We start from the raw sequence: 11,464 nt of genomic DNA, 5'->3' as shown, positions 1-11,464 counted from the left end.
TCAGTCCCGAGCGGAGAGCACGATGTTGCCCGTCTCCGTGATCGCGATCGTGTGCTCCATGTGCGCGCCGCGCGAGCCGTCGCGGCTGCGGAGGGTCCAGCCGTCCTTGTCGGTGTAGATCTCGTCGGTGGTCTGCAGGAACCACGGCTCGATCGCGACGACGAGGCCCGGGCGCAACGGGTAGCCGCGGCCGGCGCGGCCGTCGTTGGCGATGTGCGGGTCGCCGTGCATCGTGCGGCCGACGCCGTGCCCGCCGAAGTCGGTGTTGATGCTCAGGCCCTCGGCCCGCGCGACCGCGGCGATCGCGGCCGAGATGTCGCCGATCTTCCTGCCCGGCTGCGCGGCGGCGATGCCGGCCTCGAGTGCGCGGGTCGTGGTGTCGACCAGCTTCAGGTCCTCCGGGCGCGGCGTGCCGACGGCGACGGTCAGCGCCGAGTCGGCGACCCAGCCGTCGACGGAGGCGGCGAAGTCGAGGGTCAGCAGGTCGCCGTCGCGCAGGCGGTAGTCGAAGGGCAGCCCGTGCAGCACGGCGTCGTTGACCGACGTGCAGATCACCTTGCCGAACGGGCTGGCGCCGAACGACGGGTGGTAGTCGATGTAGCAGGACTCCGCGCCGGCCGAGCGGATCATGTCGTGAGCGAGGCGGTCGAGCTCGAGCAGGTTGACGCCCACGGCCGCGGCGGCGGACGTCGCCTTCAGCACCTCGGCGACGAAGCGGCCGGCCGGGCGCATCTCCTCGATCTCGGCGGGTGTGCGCAGCTCGATCATGCTGATCCTCTCGGTGGTCGCTGAGGCGTTCTTCAGCGGTCGTGGGTACCGTCGGTGCATGCGCACGAGACGGGCTTTCGGTTCCTGGCTGTACCCGGCGGCGGTCGTCCTGCCGCTCTGGATCCTCCTGGGGTACGGACTCTTCGGAGGATCGAGCGGGTGGACCGTGCTCGGCCTGGTCATCGCCCTCCCTATTCTGGCGGTCGCCCTGGCCGTCGTCGCGAGCATCGTGGCGTTTCGAGTGACCGTGCGGCCGACGAGGACGCCCGCCTGGGGCGATCTGGCCGCGGTCGGCGCCTGGCACGCCTCCCTGATCGCCTTCGGCTTCTTCCCGCCCGGGGCGTGGGCTCTCGGCCTGCTCTCGATCGTGCTGGGCGTCGCCGCGTTCGCCCACTCCGGCTGGCGGTTCCTCACGGACGCGCGGGCGACGCTCCTCGCGTTCGCCGCGGCCGCCGAGGTGCAGGCCCAGGGCGGTCCGCCCCCCGTGACGGACGAGCGCTTCGACCCCGACCGCCCTCAGGACGGTCAGACGATCGTCCTCTGACGCTCTCGAGCCGCCGTCCCCGGGTCGATCCCTCGAAAGTCGCGGTAGTCGCGCTCGACCACCGCAACTTTCGCGTGGTGGGGGAGTGCGCCCGCCTCCCCGACCGGGGCGTCGCTTTGACGGGCGCTCCGGCGCCGTGGCAGAATGAGCGCTTGTGCCTCGCGCAGGCTCTGCCACAGGGGAGCCGCGACGACGTGGGCACGACCGACTTCCATCACCGAAACGGTGTTCGACCTGTGGCGGGCACGGAGAGCGACTGAACATGCACATCCTCGACTCACTCGATGCGGCTTCCCTCCGCACCGACATCCCCGAGTTCCGCGCCGGCGACACCGTCAAGGTGCACGTCAACATCGTCGAGGGCACCCGCTCGCGCATCCAGATCTTCCAGGGCGTCGTCATCGGCCGCTCCAACGAGGGCGTCCGCGAGACCTTCACGGTCCGCAAGGTCAGCTTCCAGGTCGGCGTCGAGCGCACCTTCCCGGTGCACTCCCCGGTGATCGACCACATCGAGGTCGTCACCCGCGGCGACGTCCGCCGCGCGAAGCTCTACTACCTCCGCAACCTCCGCGGCAAGAAGGCGAAGATCAAGGAGAAGCGCGACGCCTGAGCGGCGCCCGCACAGCTTCACCCGGACCCCGGCCCATCTATGATGGACCGGGGTCCGACCCTTTCCCGGGGCGGTACGACCCGGTGATCCACAGACCGGCGCGGCAGTGCGCGGGTCGACCACAGTAGGGGCCACGGCACGCATGACTGACAGCACGGCCCCCGTGACGATCCCGCACGAGGGCGGTCGTCACTCCGCCGAACCGGGCGACGAGCACCCGCCCGGCCGCCGGCGCCGAGGGGTCCTGCTCTTCCTCCGCGACGTGCTGATCATCGTCGTGGTCGCCGTCCTGGTGTCGTTCCTGGTCAAGACGTTCCTGATCCGCTCGTTCTACATCCCGTCCTCCTCGATGGAGCAGACGCTGGTCGAGAACGACCGGATCCTGGTGAACGAGCTCGTGCCGGATCTGGTGCCGATCTCGCGAGGAGACGTCGTCGTCTTCCGCGATCCGGGCGGCTGGCTCTCGCCGACCACCGAGCCCGACGTCCCCGCCTTCCAGGCCGCCGTCGACTCCGCGCTCGCGCTCGTCGGCCTCACCGCGCCGGACAGCAACGACCACCTCATCAAGCGCGTCATCGGCCTGCCCGGCGACCACGTGACCTGCTGCACCCCGCTCGGGCAGATCGAGATCAACGGCAACCCCGTCTCCGAGCCGTACGTGAAGCTCCCCGACGGCGTGCAGGCCGTCTCGGCGACCCCGTTCGACGTGGTCGTCCCCGAGGGCTCGCTCTGGGTGATGGGCGACAACCGCTACAACTCCGCCGACTCCCGCTACAACACCGACAAGCCGGGCAACGGCTTCGTGCCGATCGACAACGTCGTCGGCCGCGCGATCCTGGTGACGTGGCCCGTGCAGCAGTGGGCCTGGCTGGACGACTACCCGTCGGTCTTCCGCGGCGTCGAGACCGAAGCGGCCGAGGACCACTCCGAGGCGCAGCCGACGACGAGCGGCGAGGGCTAGGTGGTCGTCACCGACCCGGATCTCCGTCAGGAGCGCCGGCTCTTCCGCGAGGGCTACGAGAGCGTCATCGGCTGCGACGAGGTCGGCCGCGGCGCGATCGCCGGCCCGGTCTCCGTCGGCGTCGTCGCGATCGGTGCGCGGTGCGGTCGCTTCCCGGAGGGCCTGCGCGACTCGAAGCTGCTCGCTCCGGCGCGGCGCGAGGCGCTGCTGCCGGGTGTCGTGAAGTGGGTGTCCGGCTGGGCGATCGGCGAGTCCTCCGCCGACGAGATCGACGACACCGGAATCATCGCCGGGCTCGGCCGGGCCGCCTCGCGCGGGATCGAGCGGCTGGTGGAGCAGGGCGTGGACCTCTCCCGCGCCGTCGTCCTGCTCGACGGCAAGCACGACTGGCTGACGCCCGCCCTCGGGCCCTGGGCGGCGGAGCTGACGATCGTCACCCGGATCAAGGCCGACCGCGACTGCGCCTCCGTCTCGGCCGCCTCCGTGCTGGCGAAGGTCGGCCGCGACGGCCAGATGGTGCGCCACCACGACGACTTCACGGACTACGCCTGGGACAGCAACAAGGGCTACGGCAGCGCCGCGCACTGGGCGGGGCTGGACCGCGTCGGGCCGTCGCCGCTGCACCGCGTGACCTGGCTGTCGAAGTCGCGCGACGCCGCCGCCGTCCCGGTATAGGGCCGCCTCGGCGTAGGATTGGTGAACGATGGATGAGGACGAGTTCGAGGACTACGACCGCGAGGTCGAGCTGGCACTGTACCGGGAGTACCGCGACGTCGTCTCGCAGTTCTCGTACGTCGTCGAGACCGAGCGGCGCTTCTACCTCGCCAACGAGGTCGAGCTGGTCCGCCGCGACACCGAGCACGACTTCTACTTCGAGCTGACCATGCGCGACGTCTGGGTCTGGGACGTCTACCGCTCCGACCGCTTCGTGAAGTCCGTCCGCGTGCTGACCTTCAAGGACGTCAACGTCGAGGAGCTCTCCCGCAAGGAGTTCGAGCTCCCGAAGGAGCTCGCCCTCGACGAGTAGCCCCCCTCGCTGGTCGAGTAGCCGCCGAAGGCGGCGTATCGAGACCCACGGCCGTCCGCAGGACGCCTCCGAGGATGCCGACCCCGGCCACCCGCCTCACTCCGGCAGTACCCCGAGCTCCGCGACCCGCACGGCGCGTCCCGACTCGAGCGAGCGGTTGCCCGCGATGCCGACCGCGATCGAGCGGAGCCCGTCGCGGTAGTCGGCGGCCCTGCCGAGCGGGTCCTCGTCCGCCCCGCGGAAGAGGTCGCGCAGCATCCGGTCGTCCCCGCCGCCGTGCGCTCCGGCCGCACTCGTGATCGGGACCTCGACGGCCGCCTCCCAGTGCCGCTGCAGGAGCAGCCGCTCCCCGTTCGGGCGCAGTCCGTAGGCGTGCGCCGCCGCACCCGTGGCGGAGCGGTCGACCGCGATCCGGCCGTCCTCGTCGGGCAGCACGGCGCCGCGCTCGACCACGTCGAGCTCCACCCGGCCGAGAGTGCCGTTGATCGCGACGCGATAGCCCTCCCACGGCGAGTGCGCGTGCAGGGCGTAGCTCAGCGTCGCGCCGCCGCGGTAGTCGACGATCAGGGCCAGGTTGTCCTCGATCGTGATCCCCGGATCGAAGGCCGACCGGTCGCGGCGGTAGCCGTCGTGATGCTCGGCGTCGAGGTAGAGGGCGCTCAGGCGCGCGTCCCGGCGCATGTCCAGGGCGAACGGGTCCGCTGACGAGGCGTCGTCGCTCCCGCGGTCCTGGCTCACGCTGCGCTCGTGGCGCTCGGCGTTCTCCGCTCCGTAGAAGCGGAGCCCGCCGGAGGCGAAGACGCGCTCGGGCACGTCGTCGAGCCACCAGTTGACCAGGTCGAAGTGGTGCGAGGCCTTGTGCACGAGCAGTCCACCGGAGACGGGCTTGTCGCGGTGCCAGCGGCGGAAGTAGTCGGCACCGTGCGAGGTGTCGAGGAGCCACTCGAACGAGAGCGACGTGACGGTGCCGATCGCGCCGCTCGCCACCAGCTCCTTCAGGGCCGAGTTGCGCGGCGAGTAGCGGTAGTTGAAGGTGATCACCGGGGTGCGGCCGGTGGCGCGGGCCGACTCCGCGACGAGCCGGGCGCCGGCCTCGTCGATGGTGAGCGGCTTCTCCACGACGACGTCCACCCCGGCGCGCAGGCAGCGGTCGAGGAAACCGGCGTGGGTGACGTCGGGCGTGGTCACGATCACGCGGTCGACGCGCTCCTCGGCGAGGACGCGCTCGAGGTCGTCCGGACCGGCGAGCCGCGGGCGCGCGGGCGCACCGTGGCGCACCGCCGCCTCCGCCGCGTACTCGGCCCGCGTCGGGTTGGCCTCGACGACCGCGACGAGCTCGGCCACCTCCGCGTGCGGTCCGGCGATCGCCCGGACGTACATCTCGGCGCGGTGCCCGGCGCCGATCAGGGCGTAGCGGAGGCGGGTGGTCGTCATGGCGGGGGAGTCCTTCGGTCGGGGGCGTTGTTCAGGGGTTCGAGGTGGCGGCGGTCGACGGCTGGTCTGTGGCAACGTCCGCTGGTCGGGCACCCGCCACGGCCCTCCCGCTGGTCGAGTGGCCGCCACAGGCCACCTGCTGGTCGAGTAGCCGCCGTAGGCGGCGTATCGAGACCCGCCCCCACAGTCGCACACGCTGATGTAGTGGAAGCGTCGCCCCACCCGATCCCCCTCCACAGCTCCTCCTCGCGTGATCCCTCCCCAGATCCGCCGCCCGCCGCCCCACCCGCTTCCGACCTCGGCGACTCTTCCCGCGGGAGGTTCTGCATGGACAAGGACGAGTTGGGCCGCCGCGGCGAGGAGATCGCCGTGGCGCATCTGCGGGAGCGTGGTTTCGAGATCCTCGACCGCAATTGGCGGGTGCGTGAGGGGGAGTTGGACATCGTGGCGCGCGAGGGTGTGGCGTTGGTGGTGGTGGAGGTGAAGACGCGGTCCTCGACGCGGTTCGGGCTGCCGGTCGAGGCGATCACGCGGGTGAAGGGGCAGCGGTTGCGGCGGCTGGCGTATGCCTGGGCGCATGCGCATGATCAGCGGTGGCAGCATCTGCGGATCGATGCGGTGGGCATCGTGGCGCCGGAGGGTGTGCCGACGCAGGTGCGGCACATCCGGGCGGTGGCGTGATGGGGCTGGGGCGGACGTCCGCGGTCGGGCTGGTCGGCTTCAGCGGCGCGGTGGTCGGTGTCGAGGCGCACTCCGCCGACGGCACGCCGGGAATGATGATCATCGGGTTGCCGGATGCGGCGCTGTCGCAGGCGAAGGAGCGGGTGCGGTCGGCGGCGATCAACTCGGGGAGTGTGATCGCGGAGTACAAGATCACGGTGAACCTGTCGCCGGCGGCGATGCCCAAGCACGGGTCGGCGTTCGATCTGGCGATCGGGCTCGCGGCGCTGGCGGCGCTGGGGGAGGTGAACCGGGAGTCGGTGGCGGCGGTGGTGCACATCGGCGAGCTCGGGCTCGACGGGCGGCTGCGCTCGGTGCCCGGGGTGCTCCCGGCGGTGCTCGCTGCGGCGAGTGAGGGCCGGCGGCGGGTGATGGTGCCCGACGACGACCGGCTCGAGGCCGAGCTGGTCGACGGGGTGGACGTGATCGCGGTGTCCTCGCTCGCCGCGGCGGCGGTGTGGCACGGGGCGGAGTGGGAGGTGCCGGCGCTGGCGGAGCGGGCCGCACGCCCGTCGCCTGTCGCCGTCGAGCCGGAGTCGCGGCTCGACCTCGCGGACGTGATCGGCAACGAGGAGGCCGCCGCGGCGATGGTCGCGGCGGCGGCCGGTGGGCATCACGTGTTCCTGCTCGGGCCGCCCGGCGCGGGCAAGACGATGCTCGCGTCGCGACTGCCCGGGATCCTGCCGGACCTCGACGACGAGGCCGCGCTCGAGGCGACCTGCATGCGCTCGCTCGTCGGCGAGCACACCGGCGGCGCTCTCGTGCGGCGCCCGCCGTTCGAGAGCCCGCACCACTCGGCCTCCGCGGCGGCGATCGTCGGCGGGGGGAGCGGCCGCATCCGCCCGGGAGCCGTGGCACGCGCCACCCGGGGCGTGCTCTTCCTCGACGAGGCCCCCGAGTTCTCGTCCGTCGCGCTCGACGCGCTGCGGCAGCCGCTCGAGTCGGGCGTGATCCGCATCCACCGAGCGAATGCGGTGGCCGAGTTCCCGGCGCGGGTGCAGCTCGTGCTCGCTGCGAACCCGTGCCCGTGCGGGCGGCACGGGATCCGGGGGGAGGTGTGCACGTGCTCGCCCGCGGTGCGGCGCCGCTATCTCGCCCGACTGAGCGGTCCGCTGCTCGACCGCGTCGACATCCGCCTCTCCGTCCGCCGCATCGGTGCCGCGCAGCTCGCGGTACGGCGTGACGAGCCGGGGCTCACCACCGCTCAGGCCCGCGCCCGGGTGGTCGCCGCTCGCGCCCGAGCGCGAGGGCGCCTGGCGGGCACCCCCTGGTCGACGAACGCCGAGGTCTCCGGCGCCTGGCTCCGAGCGGCCGGGCAGCGGCCGACCGCGCAGGAGTCGAGCACCCTGGACCGCGCCCTGGAGCGAGGTCTGGTGACGATGCGCGGCTACGACCGCGTCCTGCGCCTCGCCTGGACGCTCGCCGACCTCGACGAGGCCGAGCGACCGACCACGGGGCACCTCGCGCGAGCGCTGGTCCTGCGGGGAGGCGCCTCATGATCGCCGTCGCGGAGCTGTTCGACCGGGTCGAGCTGCGCTCCGCCCGCCGGCTGCTGCCCGAGGGAAGCGAGTCCGATCCGGTGGAGGCGCTCGCGCGAGCGGCCTGGTCGTCGCTCGCCGAACCGGGGGATGCGGTGGCGGGGACGCTGATCGAGCGCTTCGGCGCCGGCGGAGCGCTGGCGCAGGTGGTGGGGTCGGCGTCCGCAGGGGATGTCCTCGCGGAGGCGTCTGGAGCGGGTTCATATCGGCTCTCCGGAGGCCCCTCGGACGCTGCTCGCGGGAGCAGCGGCCCCGTCGACGTCCCGAGCGACCCGGCGAGCGAAGAGGAGGAGGATTCCGATCCGCACCTCGGCGCGAGGGTCCTCGCCGCCGGCCTGGCCCGTTGGCGCCCTCGGGTCGACCGCGCTCTGCTGGCGCGGCGACTGGAGATCGCGCAGCGCCTCGACGCACAGCTGCTGGTGCCGGACTCGGACGGTTGGCCGCCTTCACTGGCCGACCTCGGCCCGCACAGCCCGTTCCTGCTCTGGAGTCGCGGCGACCCCCTCGCCCTCATCACGCCGCACCGCCTGGCCGTGGTCGGCGCTCGAGCCGCGACCGGCTACGGCGAGCACGTCGCCGCGGACCTCGCCGCCGGAACCGCCGAGCGCGGAGTCCTCGTCGTCTCCGGGGCGGCCTTCGGCATCGACGCCGTCGCGCACAAGGCCGCCCTCGGCGCGGGTGGACGAACGGTGGCCTTCCTCGCCGGCGGCTCCGACCGTCTCTACCCGACGGCGCACACCGACCTGCTGCACCGCATCATCGCGACGCCCGGCTGCTCCGTCGTGACGGAGGTGCCACCGGGAACCACGCCGACGCGGTGGCGCTTCCTGCAACGGAACCGGCTGATCGCGGCCTCGACGGCGGCGACGGTGGTCGTCGAAGCGGGCGCCCGCTCCGGGTCGCTGAACACCGCCGGCCACGCGGCGGCTCTCGGTCGCCCGCTCGGGTCAGTGCCCGGACCGGTGACCAGCGCGTCCTCGGCCGGCTGCCATCGACTCCTCCGCGAGTACGCGGCCACGTGCGTCACCTCGGCGACCGAGGTCGTCGAGCTGCTCGGGATGAGTGACGTGCTGGCGACGGCGCCCGATGCGAGGAGGGTGGCCGCCCGAGTGCTCGACGTCCTCCGCGGCGAGGGAGCGCACGAAACGGAGGTGCTCGCTCAGCGCTCCGGGATGTCGATCCCGGAGACCCTCGACATGCTCGGCACCTGCCTCGCGAACGGGTTCGTCGACCGCGAGGCGGACGGGAGGTGGCGGCTGGCCGCGCGGTGAGCGGACCGCGCGGAGTCGATCTCGGGACTTCGCTCGCGGTCGTCCGCCGCCGTGGTCGTCCGTGCGAGGGGTCGGCTCGCGGCGGCGTCCTTCTCCCGATCCGCCGCCGGTCGGGGCGGCGCTGTCGGCGGTGCGGCCTACGCTGACACCGGAGCAGCGAGGGGAGCCGCATGAGCGACGAGACGACGACGGGGACGCGGCCGGAGCATCCGCAGCTCGGGCACTTCCGGGCCGCCGACCGGGTGATCGCGCACCTCAGCGACACGCACTTCCTCGCCGAGGGCGCCCCGCTCTACGGGCGCGTCGACACCGTCGCCCGGCTCGAGCAGGCGCTCGCACGGCTCGTCGAGCGCGGCGGCCGGCTCGACGCGATCCTCGTCACGGGAGACGTCGCCGACCGGGGTGAGGAGGACGCGTACCGGCGGGTGAAGGGTGTGCTCGATCCGGTGGCGGAGCGGTTCGGCTGCCCGATCGTCTGGGTGATGGGCAACCACGACGAGCGCGGTGCCTTCCGCCGGGTGCTCCTCGATCAGGAGCCGAGCGACGCGCCGATCGATCAGGTCGTCGACCTCGGCGGGCTGCGGCTCCTCGCGCTCGACAGTGCGGTGCCGGGGTACCACCACGGTGCGCTGACCGGCGAGCAGCTCGAGGCCCTCACCGCGGAGCTGGCGACGCCCGCCCCGCTCGGCACCGTCCTCGCGCTGCACCACCCGCCGCTGCCGACGCCGCTCGGGGCGATGACGGTGCTCGAGCTCCGCGGGATGGACGAGCTGGAGGAGGTGCTGCGCGGGTCGGACGTGCGCGCGATCCTCGGCGGGCACCTGCACTACCCGACGGCCGCGACCTTCGCGGGCGTGCCCGTCCTCGTCGCCGGAGCGACCAGCTACACGATGGATCTCGGTGCTCCGGAGCGCGAGCTGGCCGGCATCGACGGGGCGCAGAGCTTCTCGCTCGTGCACGTGCACCCCGAGACGGTCGTCACCTCGCTCGTCCCCAGCGCGACGGCGCCGATCGCGACCCGCTTCGGCACCGACCTGATCGAGACGCTCGAGAGCCTGGACGAGCAGGGCCGCATCGATCTCTGGTCGCGGATGCCGAGCACCGATGGCTGACGCGTCTCCCGACGCCACACCGCCGCGGGGCGAGCCGCTCGCCGGCGCCGTCGAGGACTTCCTCCGCTACGTCCTCGACGAGCGCTCGCTCTCACCCGCGACGGCCCGCGGCTACCGCTCCGACCTCTCCACGCTGATCGACTTCGCGGCGAAGAAGCAGAGGCCGTGGCTCGCCCAGCTCGACCTCGAGCTCCTCCGCGACTGGCTGTGGCACGAGTCGCAGACCGGGGTCGCCCGCGCGACGCTCGCCCGGCGGACCGCGGCCGTCCGCTCGTTCGCCTCCTGGGCGCAGCGCTCCGAGCGGCTGCCGATCGACGTCGCGGCGCGCCTGCGGACTCCGAAGGGCGGGCGGCCGCTGCCGCGCGTGCTCACGCAGCCGCAGGCGGAGCACGTGATCGACGTGGTCGCCGCACGCGGGTCGACCGACGACCCGGTCGCACTCCGCGATCTGGCGATCATCGAGTTGCTCTACGCGTCCGGCATCCGCGTCTCGGAACTGGTCGCGGTCGACGTCGGTGACCTCGACCTCGGCCGGCTCACCGTCCTCGTCACCGGCAAGGGCAGCAAGCAGCGCGTCGTGCCGTTCGGCGTCCCCGCGAAGGAGGCGCTCACCGACTACCTGGAGAAGGCGCGTCCGCAGCTGCTCACCGCGACCGGCTCGTCGGCCCTGCTCCTGGGCCGGCGAGGCGCCCGCCTCACCCCGCGCACCGTCTACGGCGTCGTGTCCCGGCTCCTCGACGGCGGCCAGGGCTCCGGCCCCTCCGGCCCGCACACCCTCCGCCACACCGCCGCGACCCACCTGCTCGACGGGGGAGCGGACCTCCGCGCCGTGCAGGAGCTGCTCGGCCACGCGAGCCTCGGCACCACGCAGATCTACACGCACGTCTCGACCGAGCGGATCCGCGAGGCCTACCGGCTCGCTCACCCGCGCGCCTGACGCCGCCGCGACGGCCACGCCGTCCATCGGCAGCAGCACGGCCCGCGGGATCCCGCCGAAGAACCGCATCGGGTTCACGTACTCCCCGTCCTCCCGCACCCCGAGGTGCACGCACGAGCCGTCGCAGTGCCCGCCCGCCCCCACCGCGCCGATCACGTCCCCCGCGCGCACCTCCTGACCCGCCGCCACCGACGGCTCGACCGGCTCGATGCTCGACACCAGCCCGCCGGCGTGCTCGATGCTGACCACGCCCCGGTCGACCACCGGCCCCGCGAACGACACCCGCCCGTCCGCGACGGCCCGCACGACGGCGCCGGAAGCAGCGGCGAGGTCGATGCCGCGGTGCCCGGCCGCGTAGCGGTGCGCCGGCGCCCGCCACGGCTCGACGACGGAGAAGCCGTCCACCGGCGGCGTCCAGAGCATCGGGGCGAGCAGGGCGAGCGCGAGGAACACGCCCGGGCGCAGGAGGAGGCGAGGAATCATGCGCATACGCTCGCCGACCGCGCGGGCACGTGGTCGACTCCCGGCCGGACCGGGGGAGA

General features: G+C 73.2%; 12 protein-coding genes and 1 pseudogene. 10 read left to right on the top strand and 3 right to left on the bottom strand.

Features of this window, described 5'->3' with window-relative positions; all coding sequences use genetic code 11:
- Complete coding sequence (gene map / locus GSU72_RS11390) at window positions 1-768, bottom strand: type I methionyl aminopeptidase (protein ID WP_159985114.1); 768 nt, start codon at window positions 766-768, stop codon at window positions 1-3.
- A gap of 58 nt (window positions 769-826) precedes the next feature.
- Here map and GSU72_RS11385 point away from each other — a divergent pair, with 58 nt between their 5' ends.
- The 5 genes from GSU72_RS11385 (at window position 827) to GSU72_RS11365 (ending at window position 3,910) form a co-directional block, all read left to right on the top strand.
- Entirely contained in the window at window positions 827-1,312 is a 486-nt protein-coding gene (locus GSU72_RS11385) for a hypothetical protein (protein WP_159985113.1), read from the top strand.
- 262 nt (window positions 1,313-1,574) lie between these two features.
- Window positions 1,575-1,922, top strand: a complete 348-nt coding sequence (gene rplS, locus GSU72_RS11380; protein ID WP_159985112.1) for a 50S ribosomal protein L19 — start codon at window positions 1,575-1,577, stop codon at window positions 1,920-1,922.
- Window positions 1,923-2,064: 142 nt separating this feature from the next.
- Complete coding sequence (lepB, locus tag GSU72_RS11375) at window positions 2,065-2,883, top strand: signal peptidase I (RefSeq protein ID WP_159985111.1); 819 nt, start codon at window positions 2,065-2,067, stop codon at window positions 2,881-2,883.
- A complete protein-coding gene (locus tag GSU72_RS11370) occupies window positions 2,884-3,558 on the top strand; it encodes a ribonuclease HII (protein ID WP_159985110.1) in 675 nt (224 codons plus the stop codon).
- 28 nt (window positions 3,559-3,586) lie between these two features.
- On the top strand, window positions 3,587-3,910 hold the full coding sequence (locus GSU72_RS11365; protein WP_056044100.1) for a DUF2469 family protein: 324 nt from the start codon (window positions 3,587-3,589) through the stop codon (window positions 3,908-3,910).
- Window positions 3,911-4,006: 96 nt separating this feature from the next.
- On the opposite strand, the gene GSU72_RS11360 is transcribed toward GSU72_RS11365, so the two are convergent.
- On the bottom strand, window positions 4,007-5,344 hold the full coding sequence (locus GSU72_RS11360) for a Gfo/Idh/MocA family oxidoreductase (protein ID WP_159985109.1): 1,338 nt from the start codon (window positions 5,342-5,344) through the stop codon (window positions 4,007-4,009).
- Between the two features lie 327 nt (window positions 5,345-5,671).
- Here GSU72_RS11360 and GSU72_RS11355 point away from each other — a divergent pair, with 327 nt between their 5' ends.
- The 5 genes from GSU72_RS11355 to GSU72_RS11335 all read left to right on the top strand — a co-directional run bounded on the left by GSU72_RS11355 (window position 5,672) and on the right by GSU72_RS11335 (window position 10,922).
- A complete protein-coding gene (locus GSU72_RS11355) occupies window positions 5,672-6,025 on the top strand; it encodes a YraN family protein (protein WP_159985108.1) in 354 nt (117 codons plus the stop codon).
- Entirely contained in the window at window positions 6,025-7,563 is a 1,539-nt protein-coding gene (locus tag GSU72_RS11350) for a YifB family Mg chelatase-like AAA ATPase (protein WP_159985107.1), read from the top strand. The genes GSU72_RS11355 and GSU72_RS11350 overlap by 1 nt, the downstream gene beginning before the upstream one ends.
- A complete protein-coding gene (gene dprA / locus GSU72_RS11345) occupies window positions 7,560-8,873 on the top strand; it encodes a DNA-processing protein DprA (RefSeq protein ID WP_159985106.1) in 1,314 nt (437 codons plus the stop codon). The genes GSU72_RS11350 and dprA overlap by 4 nt, the downstream gene beginning before the upstream one ends.
- A gap of 170 nt (window positions 8,874-9,043) precedes the next feature.
- Window positions 9,044-9,985 carry a phosphodiesterase gene (locus GSU72_RS11340; protein WP_159985105.1) on the top strand — a complete coding sequence of 314 codons (942 nt, stop codon included), beginning with the start codon at window positions 9,044-9,046 and terminating at the stop codon, window positions 9,983-9,985.
- Complete coding sequence (locus GSU72_RS11335; RefSeq protein ID WP_159985104.1) at window positions 9,978-10,922, top strand: tyrosine recombinase XerC; 945 nt, start codon at window positions 9,978-9,980, stop codon at window positions 10,920-10,922. Before GSU72_RS11340 ends, GSU72_RS11335 begins: the two co-directional genes overlap by 8 nt.
- 81 nt (window positions 10,923-11,003) lie before the next feature.
- Here the strand turns inward: GSU72_RS11335 and GSU72_RS21590 are convergent.
- Window positions 11,004-11,345: pseudogene (locus GSU72_RS21590) on the bottom strand (M23 family metallopeptidase); the annotation flags it as partial.
- Between the last annotated feature and the right edge of the window lie 119 nt (window positions 11,346-11,464).

The sequence above is a fragment of the Rathayibacter sp. VKM Ac-2760 genome (assembly GCF_009834185.1).
Classification (GTDB): Bacteria; Actinomycetota; Actinomycetes; order Actinomycetales; family Microbacteriaceae; genus Rathayibacter.
The sequence above is the reverse complement of the archived record's forward strand: the minus strand, read 5'-3'. Positions and strand labels throughout refer to the sequence as shown.

Bases quoted from the DNA above. Each gene is read 5' to 3' on its own strand.
- map (WP_159985114.1), bottom strand. From the start codon at position 768: ATGATCGAGCTGCGCACACCCGCCGAGATCGAGGAGATGCGCCCGGCC.
- GSU72_RS11385 (WP_159985113.1), top strand. From the start codon at position 827: ATGCGCACGAGACGGGCTTTCGGTTCCTGGCTGTACCCGGCGGCGGTC.
- rplS (WP_159985112.1), top strand. From the start codon at position 1,575: ATGCACATCCTCGACTCACTCGATGCGGCTTCCCTCCGCACCGACATC.
- lepB (WP_159985111.1), top strand. From the start codon at position 2,065: ATGACTGACAGCACGGCCCCCGTGACGATCCCGCACGAGGGCGGTCGT.
- GSU72_RS11365 (WP_056044100.1), top strand. From the start codon at position 3,587: ATGGATGAGGACGAGTTCGAGGACTACGACCGCGAGGTCGAGCTGGCA.
- GSU72_RS11360 (WP_159985109.1), bottom strand. From the start codon at position 5,344: ATGACGACCACCCGCCTCCGCTACGCCCTGATCGGCGCCGGGCACCGC.
- GSU72_RS11355 (WP_159985108.1), top strand. From the start codon at position 5,672: ATGGACAAGGACGAGTTGGGCCGCCGCGGCGAGGAGATCGCCGTGGCG.
- GSU72_RS11350 (WP_159985107.1), top strand. From the start codon at position 6,025: ATGGGGCTGGGGCGGACGTCCGCGGTCGGGCTGGTCGGCTTCAGCGGC.
- dprA (WP_159985106.1), top strand. From the start codon at position 7,560: ATGATCGCCGTCGCGGAGCTGTTCGACCGGGTCGAGCTGCGCTCCGCC.
- GSU72_RS11340 (WP_159985105.1), top strand. From the start codon at position 9,044: ATGAGCGACGAGACGACGACGGGGACGCGGCCGGAGCATCCGCAGCTC.
- GSU72_RS11335 (WP_159985104.1), top strand. From the start codon at position 9,978: ATGGCTGACGCGTCTCCCGACGCCACACCGCCGCGGGGCGAGCCGCTC.